This is a genomic window from Dactylosporangium sp. CS-033363, assembly GCF_050942475.1.
In the GTDB taxonomy this organism is placed as follows: Bacteria; Actinomycetota; Actinomycetes; order Mycobacteriales; family Micromonosporaceae; genus Dactylosporangium.
On the sequence record NZ_CP192032.1, the window covers coordinates 9156801 to 9172334 of the forward strand.

Annotated in this window: 12 protein-coding genes and 2 pseudogenes; 3 read left to right on the plus strand and 11 right to left on the minus strand. The window is 72.0% G+C overall.

The genetic code is table 11. From position 1 onward, the window contains the following. Positions 1-11: 11 nt before the first annotated feature. Positions 12-653, minus strand: coding sequence for a TetR/AcrR family transcriptional regulator (locus tag ACQPZ4_RS42225; RefSeq protein WP_433049382.1), 642 nt, complete (start codon positions 651-653; stop codon positions 12-14). Positions 654-747: 94 nt separating this feature from the next. On the opposite strand from ACQPZ4_RS42225, the gene ACQPZ4_RS42230 reads away from it, so the two are divergent. After that, on the plus strand, positions 748-1446 hold the full coding sequence (locus ACQPZ4_RS42230) for an LON peptidase substrate-binding domain-containing protein (protein ID WP_433049385.1): 699 nt from the start codon (positions 748-750) through the stop codon (positions 1444-1446). Positions 1447-1454: 8 nt separating this feature from the next. On the opposite strand, the gene ACQPZ4_RS42235 is transcribed toward ACQPZ4_RS42230, so the two are convergent. The 3 genes and pseudogenes from ACQPZ4_RS42235 to dnaE form a co-directional block, all read right to left on the minus strand. Further along, positions 1455-1853: a hypothetical protein gene (locus ACQPZ4_RS42235; RefSeq protein WP_433049388.1), complete on the minus strand. Its 399-nt coding sequence runs from the start codon at positions 1851-1853 to the stop codon at positions 1455-1457. 117 nt (positions 1854-1970) lie between these two features. Then, complete coding sequence (locus ACQPZ4_RS42240) at positions 1971-2936, minus strand: DUF2567 domain-containing protein (protein ID WP_433049391.1); 966 nt, start codon at positions 2934-2936, stop codon at positions 1971-1973. Between the two features lie 104 nt (positions 2937-3040). Beyond that, a pseudogene (dnaE, locus tag ACQPZ4_RS42245) lies at positions 3041-6307 on the minus strand (DNA polymerase III subunit alpha); the annotation flags it as partial. A gap of 50 nt (positions 6308-6357) precedes the next feature. On the opposite strand from dnaE, the gene ACQPZ4_RS42250 reads away from it, so the two are divergent. Beyond that, a complete protein-coding gene (locus ACQPZ4_RS42250) occupies positions 6358-7722 on the plus strand; it encodes a transaminase (protein WP_433049394.1) in 1365 nt (454 codons plus the stop codon). Here ACQPZ4_RS42250 and ACQPZ4_RS42255 read toward each other — a convergent pair. Further along, positions 7697-8773: pseudogene (locus tag ACQPZ4_RS42255) on the minus strand (MinD/ParA family ATP-binding protein); the annotation flags it as partial. The gene ACQPZ4_RS42250 and the pseudogene ACQPZ4_RS42255 overlap by 26 nt on opposite strands. A 150-nt stretch (positions 8774-8923) precedes the next feature. Continuing rightward, complete coding sequence (locus ACQPZ4_RS42260) at positions 8924-9733, minus strand: hypothetical protein (protein WP_433049397.1); 810 nt, start codon at positions 9731-9733, stop codon at positions 8924-8926. Positions 9734-9843: 110 nt separating this feature from the next. On the opposite strand from ACQPZ4_RS42260, the gene ACQPZ4_RS42265 reads away from it, so the two are divergent. After that, the gene (locus tag ACQPZ4_RS42265; RefSeq protein WP_433049400.1) at positions 9844-11367 is read left to right on the plus strand and encodes a carbohydrate binding domain-containing protein; all 1524 of its coding nucleotides are present in this window, start codon (positions 9844-9846) and stop codon (positions 11365-11367) included. Between the two features lie 7 nt (positions 11368-11374). Here ACQPZ4_RS42265 and ACQPZ4_RS42270 read toward each other — a convergent pair whose 3' ends face one another. The 5 genes from ACQPZ4_RS42270 to ACQPZ4_RS42290 all read right to left on the minus strand — a co-directional run bounded on the left by ACQPZ4_RS42270 (position 11375) and on the right by ACQPZ4_RS42290 (position 15478). Beyond that, positions 11375-12304: an RluA family pseudouridine synthase gene (locus ACQPZ4_RS42270; protein ID WP_433049403.1), complete on the minus strand. Its 930-nt coding sequence runs from the start codon at positions 12302-12304 to the stop codon at positions 11375-11377. Continuing rightward, positions 12297-12848 (minus strand): signal peptidase II, encoded by a 552-nt coding sequence (lspA, locus tag ACQPZ4_RS42275; protein WP_433049406.1) that lies wholly within the window; start codon positions 12846-12848, stop codon positions 12297-12299. Before lspA ends, ACQPZ4_RS42270 begins: the two co-directional genes overlap by 8 nt. 35 nt (positions 12849-12883) lie before the next feature. Then, positions 12884-13315, minus strand: coding sequence for a TraR/DksA family transcriptional regulator (locus tag ACQPZ4_RS42280; protein WP_433049409.1), 432 nt, complete (start codon positions 13313-13315; stop codon positions 12884-12886). Between the two features lie 361 nt (positions 13316-13676). Further along, entirely contained in the window at positions 13677-15194 is a 1518-nt protein-coding gene (locus tag ACQPZ4_RS42285; protein ID WP_433049412.1) for a potassium/proton antiporter, read from the minus strand. Then, positions 15191-15478 (minus strand): DUF167 domain-containing protein, encoded by a 288-nt coding sequence (locus tag ACQPZ4_RS42290; RefSeq protein WP_433049415.1) that lies wholly within the window; start codon positions 15476-15478, stop codon positions 15191-15193. The genes ACQPZ4_RS42285 and ACQPZ4_RS42290 overlap by 4 nt, the downstream gene beginning before the upstream one ends. Between the last annotated feature and the right edge of the window lie 56 nt (positions 15479-15534).

The window sequence follows — 15534 nt, forward strand, 5'->3', positions numbered from 1 at the left end:
GCCGCCAGCGGTTATGCGTCGCCGTCCCGCCCTGCGGGCTGTCGGGATCTCGTCCACCGCCAGTTCAGCTCGTCCGGCGCCGCGGGCGGACCGGGCAGCTCCCCGCGCTCGCCGCGGCTCATGCCATCGAGGGTCATCGCGAGGTACCGGCGGCGCAATTCGCTCGTTCTGTCCCGATCCGGGAGCCTGATCGCCGCACAGCCCTCCAGCACCAGCCCGACGTCGGTCGGCTGAATCTCGGCCCGCAGCCGCCCGCCGGCCCGCGCCCGCTCGACGAGCGCGTTGGTCAGCACGCCCGACCGCCGGGCGTCGGCCACCATCTCGGGCGTCGAGACGAACGTCCCGGCCAGATGCACGGTGAGCGAATGCACATCCGCATCCACCACGGCGCGCAGGAACGTGGCGAGCGCCTCCCACCCGTCCTCGATCGCGGCGGCGGCCTCGGCCTCGGCGATGAACACCCGCAGACCGTCGTGGCACAGCGTCCTGAGCAGCTCTTCTTTGCTCGTGTACCGCCTGTAGAGCGCACTGATCCCCACGCCCGCCCGCTCGGCGACGGCGGCGATCGGCGCCTTCGGATCCGCGATGAACACGTCCCGCGCGGCGGCGAGAATGACCCCGTCGTTCCGCTCGGCCTCGCGCTTACGTCCCATGGGTCCCATCCTAGCCGGACCTCGGAACGGATTGCTCCGCTCCGTATGCCGTCCTGAGCAACGGTCGCGTTCTTGCTCGGCTACGCTTCCGCTCGTGGAGCTGCTCCCACTCTTTCCGCTGGGCACCGTGCTGTTTCCGGGCCTGGTGCTGCCGCTGCACGTCTTCGAGCCGCGGTACCGGACGCTCGTGCAGCACCTCACCGAGCTCCCCGCCAGCCTCCCCCGCGAGTTCGGCGTCATCGCCATCCGCCGCGGCTGGGAGGTGGGCCGCCAGAGCGAGGCCCAGGACGCCACCATCACGGCCGGCGAGTCCCTCTCCCTGTACGAGGTCGGCTGCGCCGCCGAGATCCGCCAGATCACGGAGCTCCCGGACGGCCGCTTCGACCTGATGACCCTGGGCCGCCGCCGCTTCCGCCTCCTGGGCCTGGCCCGCAACGACGCCCCGTACCTGACGGGCGAGGTCGAATGGCTCCCCGAGCCCAAGGGCGAACCGGACCGCGAGGGCGAACTGGCCGCGGGCGTCCTGGCCGCCTACCAGGACTACCTGCGCGCCGTCCGGGCCGACGACGACGGCGAGCAGCTCCCCGACGACCCGACGGTCCTGTCCCACCTGGTCGCGGCCACGGCGTCGCTGACCATGGAGGACCGCCAGGCCCTGCTGGCCGAACCGGACACCGAGAGCCGCCTCAAGGCGGAGCGCGTGCTCCTCCGCCGCGAAACCGCCCTGCTGGGCCAGGTCCGCGCCGTGCCGGTGGCCTTGGGCGACCTCGCGGTCCCCTCCAGCCCCAACTGACCGCGCCGCTAGCTCTTCCGCCCCACGTGCTCCCAGCGGTCCCCGGGCACCAACATCACCATGCGATGCTCGTAGTTCTGCGTGTCGATGATCCAGGTCCGCTCGTCCTTGAGCGTCTGCCGAATCTTGGCGGGCGACATCGGTTCGCCGCTGTCCCACCGGCCGTCGTGCGGTTCCCGGATCTCGATCCACCCACGCTCGATCATGTCGGCCACCACCCGCGCGAACCGCGGGATCAGCCGCCGCATCCCGTCGTCGTCAAGATTCGAGCTCGCCTGCGGATCGCCGAGCAACTCCCGCCGCCGCCGCGCGTCGTAGTCGGTGATCACGCCGTTGAGATACCCGTTCTCATAGGCGTTGATCATCACCGCGTACTGCTCCGGCGACAGCTTCTGCCACATCGTCACCGCGCAATCCTCAGCCACCACCCGCCGCGCGAGGCACCGATTTTCTGGCCGCCCGGCGTCGCCCCCTGCAGCCGGGCGTCGCCCCCTACAGCCGGGCATCGCTCGGCGGCGGCGGGGTCAGGGGCGCGGCTGGTCCGAGTGCGGCGGGTTCGACGGCTCCGGCGACGGCCACACCGGTGCGTCCGCGGTCGAGGGAGGCGGTGGCGGCGGGGCGCCCGGGTCCTGCCACGACGGGGCGGGCGCGGACGGGGCAGGTGACGACGAGGCGGGGGCGGACGGCGCCGGCGGGAGCTCGGAGCTGACCGGGCCCGGCGGGTAAGGCGACGCCGACGGCGGGAACTGCGGCTGGGCCGCGCCCGGCGGGTAGGGCGACTCGGCCGCCGGGAACGGGTACGGCTGGTACCCCGCGCCCTGGAACTGCGGCTGGTCGGCGGGCTGCGCGGGGTACGACGTGCCCTGCGGGGGCGCCAGGTACTCCGGCGGGATGTTGTCGTAGCGCAGGGTCGGCGAGACGTGGAAGCCCGCCATGCCGGTGTAGATCGCGGCCGCGGCCAGGGCCTGGATCAGCATGGTGCCGCGGACCCAGGGGATGAAGCCCAGGTAGAGGCTCGACACGCCGGTGCGCAGCTTCACCGGGCGGAAGATGTGGGTGTTCACCGGGGCGTGCTCGGCGAGGTCCAGGTAGCGGTCCCAGCCGATCTTGTTGCCCAGCCAGGCGGCGATGACCGAGGCGGCGGCGGAGCCGATGACCAGGCCGGCCAGCATCAGGGGGCCCCGGTAGCGGCGGAGCAGGAACCAGGCGGCCAGGGCGACGACGATGCCCATGCCGATCGACATGAGGACGAACCAGCCGTCGTCGGCCCAGTAGCCCTCGGGCTCGGGGTCGAGCGGGTACGGCCCGTACTGCGTCTGGACCAGCTCGACGTGCGGGGCCAGCTTCGACCACAGCCAGCCGAACGGCGCCCCCAGCGCGGCCACCACGACGGCGGCGAGCAGCGCGAACAGCAGCTCCCGAACGATCGGCACGCGGGCCGGGCGGGCAACCTCCGGCTGTTCGACCGGCGAAATCGGGGCGATGCTCACGATCCCATCCTGCCAGGCGCGGGCGACGTTCCGGCAAGCGCGTCGGCGATCCCGCCCGAACCCGGCGAACCGCCCGAATCGCCGGTTGCGGCGGGCGGCGGCGGGGCGGTCAGGTCGGGCAGGGCGAGGTCCATGGCCATCAGGCGGGGCACCTCCTCGCGGCGGTCCACCCGGCCTTTGACCGAGACGACCGCGTCCTCGATGACCCACTGGTCGACCAGCTCGTAGGTGTCCGGGAAGAACATGACCTCGACGCTGCCGTCCAGGTCCTCGAGCACCGCCTGGGCCCACGGGCGGCCCTGGCGGGTGACCTTGCGCTGGACGCCCGACAGGATGCCGGCCAGCCGGACCACGGCGCCGTCCGGGATCGAGCCGTCCTCGGCCAGAGCGGCGATCGGGCGGTCCGCCGCGGCCCGCAGGACGTGTTCGAGGCCGCGCAGCGGGTGATCGGAGACGTAGAGGCCGAGCATCTCGCGCTCGAAGGCGAGCCGCTCCGGCTTGTCCCACTCCATCGCGGGCACCGGCGGGGCGGTCATGAGCGGCGCCCCGAAGAGGTCGAACTGGCCCATGGCCTCGTTGCGCTTGACGCTCGACACGGCGTCGAGGGCGTCGGCGTGCACGGCGAGCAGGCCGCGGCGGGAGTGGCCCAGGGAGTCGAAGGCGCCGGCCTTGATCAGCGACTCGATGGTCTTGCGGTTGCAGACCACGGCGTCGACCTTGGACAGGAAGTCGTAGAAGTCGGCGAAGGCGCCCCGCTCGCGGCGGGCCCGCAGGATGGCCTCGACGGCGGCGGCGCCGACGTTGCGCACGGCGCCGAGGCCGAAGCGGATGTCGGTGCCGGCGGCGGCGAAGCGGCCCTGGGAGGCGTTGACGTCCGGCGGCAGCACCTTGATCCCCATGTGCCGGCACTCGGCGAGGTAGAGGGCGGAGCGGTCCTTGTCGCCGCCGACCGAGGTCAGCAGGGCGGCCATGTACTCGGCCGGGAAGTTCGCCTTCAGGTACGCCGTCCAGTACGCCACCAGCCCGTAGGCCACACTGTGCGCCTTGTTGAACGCGTAGTCGGAGAACGGCACCAGGATGTCCCACAGCGTGCGGATCGCGCCCTCGGAGTAGCCGCGCTCGCGCATGGCCGGGGCGAACAGCGTGAACTCCTGGTCGAGGATCTCCTTCTTCTTCTTGCCCATGGCCCGCCGGAGCCGGTCGGCGGCGCCCAGGGTGTAGCCGGCGACGCGCTGGGCGATCGCCATGACCTGCTCCTGGTAGACGATCAGCCCGTAGGTGTCGCCGAGGATGTCCGCGAGCGGCTCGGCGAGCTCCGGGTGGATCGGGGTGACCGGGCGGCGGCCGTTCTTGCGGTCCGCGTACTCGTTGTGGGCGTTGGCCGCGATCGGGCCGGGCCGGTAGAGCGCGCCGACCGCGGAGACGTCGGCGAAGCCGTCCGGGGCCATCGAGCGCAGCAGCTGGCGGACCGGCGTCGCCTCGAACTGGAACACGCCCAGGGTGTCGCCGCGGGACAGCAGCGCGTAGGTCGGGACGTCGTCCAGCGCCGCGTCCTCGATCGCCACCTCGCGGCCGCGGTTGTGCCGGATCGCGTCGAGGGCGTCGTCGATGATCGTGAGGTTGCGCAGGCCCAGGAAGTCCATCTTGAGCAGGCCCATGGACTCGCAGGCGCCCATGTCCCACTGGGTGATGATCGCCCCGTCCTGCTCCCGCTTCTGGATCGGCAGGACGTCGATGAGCGGCTCGCGGGACAGGATGACGCCGGCCGCGTGCACGCCCCACTGCCGCTTCAGCCCCTCCAGCCCGCGCGCGGTGTCGACAACCGTGCGCACCTCGGGCTCCGACTCGTACAGCCGCCGCAGCTCCCCGCCCTCCTTGAACCGCGAGTGCGCGGGGTCGAACACGCCCGACAGCGGCATGTCGCGCCCGAGGACCGGCGGCGGCACCGCCTTGCTGATCCGCTCGCCGAGGGAGAACGGGAAGCCCAGCACCCGGGCCGCGTCCTTGATCGCCGCCTTGGCCTTGATCGTCCCGTACGTGATGATCTGCGAGACCCGGTCCTCGCCGTATTGCTCGGTGGCGTAGCGGATCATCTCGCCGCGCCGGCGCTCGTCGAAGTCCATGTCGATGTCGGGCATGCTCGGGCGCTCGGGGTTGAGGAACCGCTCGAAGAGCAGCCCGTGCGCGAGCGGGTCGAGCTCGGTGATCCCGAGCGCGAAGGCGACCAGGGAACCGGCCGCCGAGCCGCGCCCCGGCCCGACCCGGATGCCCTCCCGGTGGGCGTGGGCCACCAGGTCGGCCACCACCAGGAAGTAGCCGGCCAGGTCGGCCCCGAGGATCACCGACAGCTCGTAGTCGGCCTGCCGGGCGTGCGGACCCGGCACCCCGTCCGGGAAGCGCCGGTCCAGCCCGCGGGCGACGGCGGCGCGCAGGTAGGAGTCCTCGGTCTCGCCCGCCGGGACCGGGAACGCCGGCATCAGGCTGCGGTGCGCGAACACCTCCGCATAGGGCCCGATCCGCTCGGCCACGAGCAGGGTGTTGTCGCAGGCGCCGGGCACCTCGGCGTCCCAGATCCGGCGCATCTCCTCGGCGGGCTTGAGATAGAAGTCGCGGGCGTCGAACTTGAAGCGCTTCGGGTCGGCCAGCGTGGTCGCGGACTGCACCGCGAGCAGGGCCTCGTGGGCGTCGGCGTCGCCGGCGAACGTGTAGTGCAGGTCGTTCGTGGCCACCGGGGCCAGCCCGAGCCGCTTGCCCAGCCGCAGCAGGTCGGCCCGGACCCGGCGCTCGATCGGCAGCCCGTGGTCCATCAGCTCCAGGTAGAGGTTGCCCTCGCCGAAGATGTCGCGCAGCTCGCCGGCGGCCGCGCAGGCCCGCTCGAAGTCGCCGATGCGCAGCCAGGTCTGGATCTCCCCGGACGGGCAGCCGGTGGTGGCCAGCACCCCGCCCGCGTATTCGGCCAGCAGCTCGCGGTCGGCCCGGGGCTTGTAGAAATACCCCTCGGTGCTGGAGCGGGACGAGAGCCGGAACAGGTTGCGCAGCCCGGTCGCGCCGGCGGCCAGCAGCGTCAGGTGGGTGTAGGCGCCGCCGCCGGAGACGTCGTTCTCGCCGCCGTCGGCCCAGCGCACCCGGGTCCGGTCGCGCCGGTGGGTGCCCGGGGTCAGGTAGGCCTCGACCCCGATGACCGGCTTGATCCCGGCGGCGGTCGCGGCGGTGTAGAAGTCGTGGGCGCCGAACATGTTGCCGTGGTCGGTCATGGCCAGCGCGGGCTGGCCGAGCCGGGCGGCCTCGGCGAACAGCGGTCCCAGCCGGGCCGCGCCGTCGAGCATCGAATACTCGGTGTGTACGTGCAGGTGTACGAACGAATCCCCCACGGCTGCGAACCTATCGCGGGGGTACGACATTTTCGGCCACACTGCAGGCCATGATGGACCGTGACCGGCTCCGCGCCCTCCTGGCCCGCGAGCGAGCCGCCTTCGCCGCGCGCAATCCCCGCTCGGCCGCCGAGTTCGCGCGCGCCTCGAACCTGTTCGGCCGGGTCCCGATGACCTGGATGAACAAAACCGCGGCGGGCTTTCCCCTGTACCTCGCTGAGGCCCGCGGCGCCCGCGTGACCGACGTGGACGGGCACGAATACACCGACTTCAGCCTGGGTGACACGGCGGCCATGGCCGGGCACTCCCCCGCGCCGGTCGTCGCCGCGGTCAAGGAGCGCTTCGAGACGCTCGGCGGGGCGTGCGCGATGCTGCCGACCGCCGACGCGGCCTGGGTCGGGGCCGAGCTGACCAGGCGCTTCGGGGTCACCCGCTGGAGTTTCGCGCTGACCGCCACCGACGCCAACCGCTGGGCGATCCGGCTGCTGCGGGCGGTCACCGGCCGGCCGAAGATCCTGGTCAACAGCTACTGCTACCACGGCTCGGTCGACGAGTCGCTGATCGTCACCGGTCCGGACGGCGCGCGCAGCCGCGAGGGCAACGTCGGCGCCCCGGTCGACGTGACCGTGACCAGCCGGGTCGCCGAGTTCAACGACCTCGCCGGGCTGGAGCGCGAGCTGGCCCACCGCGATGTGGCCGCCGTGCTGATGGAGCCCGCCCTGACGAACATCGGCATCGTCCTGCCCGAGCCCGGCTATTTGGCCGGCGTACGCGAGCTGACCAGGAGGTACGGCACCTACCTGATCAACGACGAGACGCACACGTTCTCGGCCGGCCCGGGCGGCGCCACCGGCCTGTGGAACCTCGAACCGGACGTGGTGACCATCGGCAAGGCGATCGGCGGCGGCATCCCGGCCGCGGCGTACGGCCTCTCCGAGCAGGTGGCCCGCGACATCGAGGCCATACCCGGCCTCGACCTGATCGACATGGGCGGCGTGGGCGGCACCCTGGCCGGCAACGCCCTGTCGATCGCCGCGACCAGAGCCACCCTGGAGCACGTTCTGACCAACGCCGCCCATGCCGAAATGTCCGAAAAATCCGATATGTGGAGCAGCGGCGTCCAGCGCGTCATCGACGAACACGATCTCCCGTGGTCGGTCACCAGACTGGGCGCCAGAGCCGAGTACCGCTTCGCGAAACCCGCACCCACAAGCGGTACCGAAGCAGCCTCAAAAAATGACGCGGACCTGGAGGACTTCCTGCACGTCCACCTGGCCAACCGCGGCATCCTGCTCACGCCGTTCCACAACATGGCCCTGATGAGCCCCGCGACCACCCGGGATCAGATCGCCGAGCACACCAGGGTCTTCGAGCAGGCCGTCGCGGAACTCACCGCGCGAACGGGTCCATCATGACCGCCGCCGCCCGCAGCCACGCCCGCTTGGTGGCCGGCGCCAGCATCGGGTACTCGATGTTGGAGCCGCTCTCCAGCGCCGGGTCGTAGGGCACCACGACCACGGCCCGCGTCCGCGTCCGGAAGTGCCCGGCAAGGTCGTCGATGAGCGGCGTCGGGTTCGGCGTCGGGCAGGACAGCAGCGTGACCGCGTTCGCGACCAGCTCCTCCATCCCGGCCTCGTCGAGCAGGTCGAGCATCCAGTCGGCGGTGAACGCGGCGTCCTCCCGCGGCACCGAGGTGACCACGAGCTGGTCGGCGGTCTGCAGCACGGTCTGCCAGTTCGGGCTCTCGACGTTGTTGCCGGTGTCGACGCAGATCACGTCGTGGGTGCGCCGCAGCAGCTCCAGGACGCGGCGCACGGTGTGCGGGTCGAGGCGCTGGGCGAAGCGCGGGTTCTCCTCGCCGGCGAGGACGTCGTAGGAGCCGTCGGAGGCGTGCCGGAGATAGTCGTCGAGCATGTCGTACAGGTCGTAGCCCGTCGCGTGCTCCACGCGCACGAGGTCGGCGATCAGGTGGCGGATCGTGCGGGCGTGCCGCGCGCTGCCGGCGCGCAGGCCGAGGGTGCCGCGCAGCTCGTTGTCGTCCCACGCGATGACACCCTTGCCGCGCACGCTGCCGATCGTGGCCGCGGTGAGCACGGTGGCGGTGGTCTTGTGCACCCCGCCCTTGGGGTTGGCGAAGGCCAGGACCTTCGGCGTCGGGATGTCCCGGCGCAGGACCTGCACCATCTGCTCGGTCGGGTCGGCCGCCGCCCGGGGCGCCTGGTACTCGACCTCGGGCCCACGCCGAGGGGCCGCCGCGGCGGTCCGGGGCGGTGCGTCGTCATACGGGCGGGTGCCGTTGGTGGGAGGCATTGGTTCGTCATCGTAGGGCCGCCCGGGCGGGTACGGGGCCGTGGGGCTCTCGAACCGTCCGTCGTAATCCAGATCACTCGGGCTCGATCGGCCCAGCAGGGCCCGGTCCAGCAGCGAGCGCCAGCGGGGAGCCGGCTCGGCCGACCTGTCCTCCCACATGGCATCCGCTCGCTCAGCCACGCCCGGCCCTCCTCACACGCGACGCGTCACAACCCGCTCCCCAGGCTACGGACCGAACAGTATTCGGACCACTCCTGCGAGCCCATCCCCTGCATCAACTGCACGACAGGCCGAAGGGATATCGCCTCAGGACGGACCGGGGGACGCGACGACGGTTCCGGCACCCTCACTGACCGGTTCCGCGACCGTAGTCTGCTCGGGCAACGGGGGCAGGAACACCGTGCGATCAAGCCGTTGCATCTCGGTGATCGGGTCGACGACGCGGGTCTCCGGGCGCGCCCCGACGGCGCGCAGGGCGGCCGGGGATGCGTAGACGACGGCGGCGTACACGCACGAGCAGTGCTCGCGATAGGCGGTGGCCTCCTGATCGGCGACGATGGCGCCGGCGAGGTACAGCTGCCGGTTCTCCTCGGGAATCCCGTCGACCCGGGCCAGCAGGTCCCGGTAGTGCGCCGCCTCCTCGGTCTTGCGCCCGGCGGTCTCGTCCATCGCCGCCACCACGTCGTCGGGCAGCTTGTACGCGCCCAGGCGGACCAGCTCGGTCTGCGCGTCGGGCAGCGGCACCCGGGCGAAGACGCTCGACACCGAGACGTCCGCGAGCACCGGGGTCAGCCGTTCGGGGGCCAGGTAGGCGGTGAACGACACCAGCGCGTAGACCGGCTCGTCGCCCGGCAGCGCGGCCAGCTCGTCCCTGCCCGCCTGCAGGTACGCCGGGATGGAGGCGCCCTCGGCCACCCCGACCCGCAGCACGTCGCCCAGGGACGGGTCGCTGCCGGGCCGGTCGGTGCGGTGCACCGCGAGCAGCGTCGCCGTCACCGCGAGCACGCCGACCACGATCGTGAACGCGCGCAGCCGCTGAGCACCCCGGAAGACCCGGGCGAGGACGTCGCCGACCGGCGGCAGGAGCCACTGGTCGAGCTGGAGGAGCCGCTTCATCGCCCCACGAGGGTCGCACGCCTGCCTTAAGGGTCGGTCATGGGGTCTTGACATCCACGCAGCGAAGGATTTCTATCAGTCAAGTTTACTAATAGAAACGAGGAGGGTCCGTGCGAAGGTCACTCATCGCCGCCGCCGCGGTGGCACTCACCGCCGCCGGCGTCGTGTTCGCGGTCACCCCGTCCGCCCAGGCGGCGACCGCCATCCCCGCCCACGTCTTCGCTCCCTACTTCGAGGCCTACAACGGCGACAGCCTCAACGGGCTGTCCCAGCAGTCCGGTGACAAGTACCTGACCATGGCCTTCATCCAGACGGCGAGCCGCGGCTCGTGCACCGTGTACTGGAACGGCGACACCGGCATGCCGATCTCCAACGCGACGTTCGGCAGCGACATCGCCGCGATCCGGGCCCGCGGCGGCGACGTGATCCCCTCGTTCGGGGGGTACGCGGCCGACAACGGCGGCACCGAGATCGCCGACAGCTGCACCGACGTCAACCAGATCGCGGCGCAGTTCGAGAAGGTCATCACCACGTACGACGTCACCCGCATCGACCTCGACGTCGAGGACAACTCGCTGACGAACACCGCCGGCATCGACCGCCGCAACAAGGCGATCAAGATCGTCGAGGACTGGGCCGCCGCCAACGGCCGGACCATCCAGTTCGTCTACACGCTGCCCACGACCACGAGCGGCCTGGCCGACAGCGGGCTCGCCGTGCTGCGCAACGCGGTCGCCAACAACGCGCGGGTCGACATCGTCAACCAGATGACGTTCGACTACTACGACAACCAGCCGCACCAGATGGCCAACGACACCAAGAGCGCTTCCAACGGCCTGCACAGTCAACTGCAGCAGTTGTACCCCACGAAGAGCAGCCAGCAGCTCTGGTCCATGATCGGCGTGACCGAGATGATCGGCGTCGACGACTTCGGACCGGCGGAGACGTTCACGATCGCGGACGCCAACGCCGTCTACACCTGGGCGACCCAGCAGGGCCTCGCGGAACTGTCGTTCTGGGCGCTGCAGCGCGACAACGGCGGCTGCCCCGGCGGAGCGGCCTCCGACACCTGCTCCGGCATCTCGCAGAGCACCTGGCAGTTCTCACACATCTTCGCGCCCTTCACAAGCGGCGGCGGTACCCCCGGATCCCCGTCCCCCACGCGAACCAGCGCGTCGCCGAGCGCATCCCCTTCGCGGAGCCCGTCCGCGTCCCCCAGCCCTTCGCGGAGCACCAGCACTCCCCCGCCCGCCGGCCTGGCGAACGGCAACTTCGAGACCGGCTCCCTGACGCCCTGGACGGGGAGCCTGTGCAGCGTCGTGAGCACGCCCGTGCACGGCGGCACCAAGGCGCTCAAGGCGGCCGCCACCAGCTCGGACAACGCGCAGTGCGCGCAGACGGTGGCCGTCCAGCCCAACCGGACGTACACCCTCAGCGCCTGGGTGCAGGGAAGCTACGCCTTCCTGGGCGCCACGACGGGGGCGGGCGACACGAGCACCTGGACGGCCGGCGGCTCCACCTGGACCAAGCTGACCGTCAACGTCAGCACCGGCAGCTCGACCTCGATCAAGGTGTGGGTGCACGGCTGGTACGGCACCGGCACCATCTACGTCGACGACGTCACGCTGGTCTAGCGGGCACCTACGCGGCGGCGCTCAGCACCTCGAGCGCCGCCGCCAGGTCGGCCGGGTACTCGCTGACGAACGAGACGTACTCGCCGCCGCGCGGGTGGATGAAGCCCAGCTCGCGGGCGTGCAGCCACTGCCGGGCCAGGCCCAGCCGGGCGCTCAGGGTCGGGTCGGCCCCGTAGGTCAGGTCGCCCACGCACGGGTGCCGCAGCGCCGAGAAGTGCACCCGGATCTGGTGCGTCCGCCCGGTCTCCAGCTTCACGTCGAGCAGGCTCGCGGCCGGGAACGCCTCGATCGTGTCGTAGTGGGTGACGCTCGGCCGCCCGCCGGAGACGACCGCGAACTTGTAGTCGTGGCTCGGGTGCCGGTCGATCGGCGCGTCGATGGTGCCGCGCAGCGGGTCGGGGTGGCCCTGCACCACGGCGTGGTAGCGCTTCTCCACCTCGCGCTCCTTGAAGGCGCGCTTGAGCAGGCTGTACGCCATCTCGCTCTTGGCCACGACCATGAGCCCGGTGGTGCCGACGTCCAGCCGGTGCACCACGCCCTGCCGCTCGGCCGCGCCGCTCGTGGCGATGGTCTGGCCCATGGCCGCCAGCCCGCCGATCACGGTCGGGCCGGTCCAGCCGGGGCTCGGGTGGGCGGCCACGCCGACCGGCTTGTCGACCACGACGATGTCCTCGTCGCTGTAGACGATGGCCAGGCCGTCGACGGGGACCGCCTCGACCTCGACCGCGCCGGGCGGGGCCGGCAGCGTCACCTCGAGCCAGGCGCCCGCCTTGACCTTGTCGGACTTCGCGCGCACGACGCCGTCGACCGCGACGTCCCCGGCCTCGACCAGGTCCGCCGCGGTCGTGCGGCTGAGTCCGAACAGCCGGGTCAGGGCCTGGTCGAGCCGCGTGCCGTCGAGCCCGTCGGGCACCGGCAGGGACCGGACCTCACGCATCTTTCTTGGCCCGGGTCCCGTCGCGGCGCCGGCCCATGAACTCCAGCAGGATCGCCAGCGCCACCCCGACGGTCAGGGCGGAGTCGGCGATGTTGAACACCGGGAAGTGCCCGCCGTGGTCGTCGAGGAAGCTGAACATGTCCACGACGTGGCCCTGGAACGGGCCGGGGGCCCGGAAGAGCCGGTCGCCGAGGTTGCCGGCCGCGCCGCCCAGGACCAGGCCCAGCGCGACCGCCCAGGCGGCCGAGAAGGTGCCCTTGATCATCCAGAACAGCCAGCCGATCACGCCGATCGCGATCAGCGGGAAGATCCAGGTCTGGTCGCGCAGCATGCTGAACGCGGCCCCGCTGTTGCGCGTGTAGATCACGTAGATGAGGCCGCCGAGCAGCTTCACCGGCTCGCCGTGGGCGACGGTCGAGGTCGTCCACTGCTTCACGGCCAGGTCGATCGCGATGATCGCCAGGCCGACAAGGCCGAAGATGCCCCAGGCCCGCGACCGCGCCCGGGGGTCGGGCGGCGGCGTGGGCCCGGCGGTGTCGTCCACCAGCTCGGTCCGATCCTGGGTGGGCTCCTGAGTGGTCAGCGCCGCTCCTCCAACTGCTTGCAGGTGACGCAGAGCGTAGCGGACGGGAACGCGGCCAGGCGCTCCACGGGGATGGCGTTGCCGCACTTCTCACACCAGCCGTAGCCGCCCTCGTCGAGCCGCTCCAGGGCCCGCTCGACCTGCAGGACGCGGTCGGCCAGGTTGTTGGCGATGGTGATCTCCTGCTCGCGCTCCCCGGTCTTGGTCCCGGTGTCGGCCTGGTCGTCGCCGGCGGAGTCCGTGAGCCGGTGCTGCTGCAGCTCGTGGATCTCGGTGAGGGTCTGGTCGTGCTCGGCCTTGAGCTCGTCGCGGCGCTCGGTCAGCGCGGCGCGGATCTTCTCGGTCTCGGCTGCGGTGCGCGTGCCACGGGCGGGCTTCGCCGTAGCGGTCTTGGCCGCGGTGGTCTTCGGTTCTGCGGTCTTGGCCATCGTGGCTCCCTCGGCCGCCCGGGCGGCGTTTGTGGTCGGCGCATTCTTGGTGCTGGTGGTGCGCGGGGCCTTCGCTGCGGCCGGCGCCGCCTTCGTCCCCCGGGACGATGTCCCGGCTTGCCGAGAGGTGGGTTTCTGTGCTCTTGTCACAGTGGTACCTCCCGTCACATCGGCGGCCTTGCCCCGCCCGGCACCGCTCGCCGACGCGCCCTTCGGCACCGCATCAGCCCGCTCGGCCATGGCTCCCCCAGATGCAAAATGGGCGCGCGACGCGCGGTCGCGCACTCCAGTGGCTGGCAAGAATACGGAATGTACACGCGTCCGACAAACACGCCACACGCATTCCGACCAATTTGATCAGTTATTGGCGCCGATCATCGCCATGTTCGGCAAACCAGCGGGCCAGTCTCCCCCGCCTGCTCACGGCCCGCAGGCGCTGTTCCGCCGCGTCACGCACCTGTTCGGTGGCGACGATCAGGAGGCTGTCGCGAGTCTTCAGGCGGGTCTCCGGCGCCGGCACGAACGCACCGCCATCGCGCAACACCAGCGTCACGACCGCACCGAGAGGCAATCGTAACTCGTCCACGTGCACGCCGTTGAGCTTCGAGCCGTCCGGCACCTCGACCTGCAACAAGTCCGCGCGCATGCGTTCGAGCGGGGCCGCCTCGACCTCCAGGTCGGTGGGTTCGGCGGGCGCGGTGACGCCCAGCCGGCGGGCCACCGGGGGCAGCGTCATGCCCTGCAGCGCCGTGTAGATCACGACGAGCACGAAGACCACGTTGAACAGATCCTGCGCGCCGGGCAGCCCGGCCGAGAGCGGGATCGTGGCCAGCACGACCGGCACCGCCCCGCGCAGCCCGGCCCAGGACAGGAAGGCCTGGTCGCGCCAGCCGGGGCCGGTGCTGGTGAGCAGGAACGGGGCGCTGGAGACCAGCACCGACAGCGGGCGGGCCAGCAGCACCAGGACCAGGCCGACGACGAGCGCGGTGACCACCGCCCCGCCCAGCTGGCTCGGCGAGGCGAGCAGGCCCAGCAGCACGAACAGGCCGATCTGGGCGAGCCAGGCCAGGCCGTCGGCGAACCCGAGCATCGCCCGGCGGTGCGGCAGGCGGGCGTTGCCCAGGACGACGCCCGTGACGTACACGGCGAGAAATCCCGAAGCGTGGACAACCGATCCGGCGGAGTAGGCCAGAACGGTCAGACCAATCGCGGCGAGCGGATAGAGCCCGGCGGACGGCAGCGCGGCCCGGCGCAGGGTCCACGCCCCGCCGAACCCGGCCACCAGTCCGATGGCGGCCCCGGCGATCAGCTCGTAGCCGACGAGCCCCGCCTGCTGCCACCACGCGCCCTGGTGGTCCAGCGGCGCGGAGAGCAGCACGACGAGGATCACCACGGGGGCGTCGTTGATCCCGGACTCGGCCTCGAGCAGCGCGGCCAGGCGCGGCCGCACGGGCACCCGGCGCAGCGTGGAGAAGACCGCGGCCGCGTCGGTGGAGGAGAGCACGGCGCCGTACAGCAACGCCTGCTGCCACCCGACCCCCAGCGCGAAGTGCACCACGGCCCCGACGACGGCGACGCTCACCACCACGCCGACGGTCGACAGGACAACGGCCGGCCCGATCACCGGCCGCAGCGTCGACCACCGCGCGGTGAGGCCGCCCTCGGCGATGATCACCACGAGCGCGCAGATGCCGAGGGTCCGGGTCAGCTCGGCGTCGGTGAACTGGATGCCGAGCCCGGCCTCCCCGAGCGCGACCCCGAGCAGCAGGTACACCAGGAGGCTGGGCAGCCCCAGGCGGACCGAGAGCCGGACCGCGCCGACGCACACCAGCAGCACGGCCGCGCCGACGAGCAGCGCGATGTTGAGCTCGTGGTTCAACGGCGGTCCGCCAGCAGGCCGGCGACCCGCGCCCCGAGATCGGCGGGCGGATCGGCCAGCTCGACCAGCTTGTCCCGGCTGGCCGCGCCGGCCTTGAGCCGCAGCGCGGACGGGCGGACCCCGATGGCGGCGGCGAGGGCCTTCAGCGCGGCCTCGGTGGCCTGCCCGTCGACGGGGCGGGCGCCGACCGCGACCACCACGGCGGGCCCGTACGGCCCGGGGTGGCTCCCGCCGACCGCGGTGCGCGACGCACCCGGCCGGACGCGGATCGCGATCGTAGGCATGCCTCATTGTGAGGGTTCACCCGATCGAGGTCGATCCTCCGGCCGGGCGGTATCGC

Excerpts from the sequence above, each read along its gene's own strand:
- ACQPZ4_RS42290 (WP_433049415.1), bottom strand. The coding sequence starts at position 15,478 with ATGCCTACGATCGCGATCCGCGTCCGGCCGGGTGCGTCGCGCACCGCG.
- ACQPZ4_RS42250 (WP_433049394.1), top strand. The coding sequence starts at position 6,358 with ATGATGGACCGTGACCGGCTCCGCGCCCTCCTGGCCCGCGAGCGAGCC.
- ACQPZ4_RS42260 (WP_433049397.1), bottom strand. The coding sequence starts at position 9,733 with ATGAAGCGGCTCCTCCAGCTCGACCAGTGGCTCCTGCCGCCGGTCGGC.
- ACQPZ4_RS42270 (WP_433049403.1), bottom strand. The coding sequence starts at position 12,304 with ATGCGTGAGGTCCGGTCCCTGCCGGTGCCCGACGGGCTCGACGGCACG.
- ACQPZ4_RS42280 (WP_433049409.1), bottom strand. The coding sequence starts at position 13,315 with ATGGCCAAGACCGCAGAACCGAAGACCACCGCGGCCAAGACCGCTACG.
- ACQPZ4_RS42225 (WP_433049382.1), bottom strand. The coding sequence starts at position 653 with ATGGGACGTAAGCGCGAGGCCGAGCGGAACGACGGGGTCATTCTCGCC.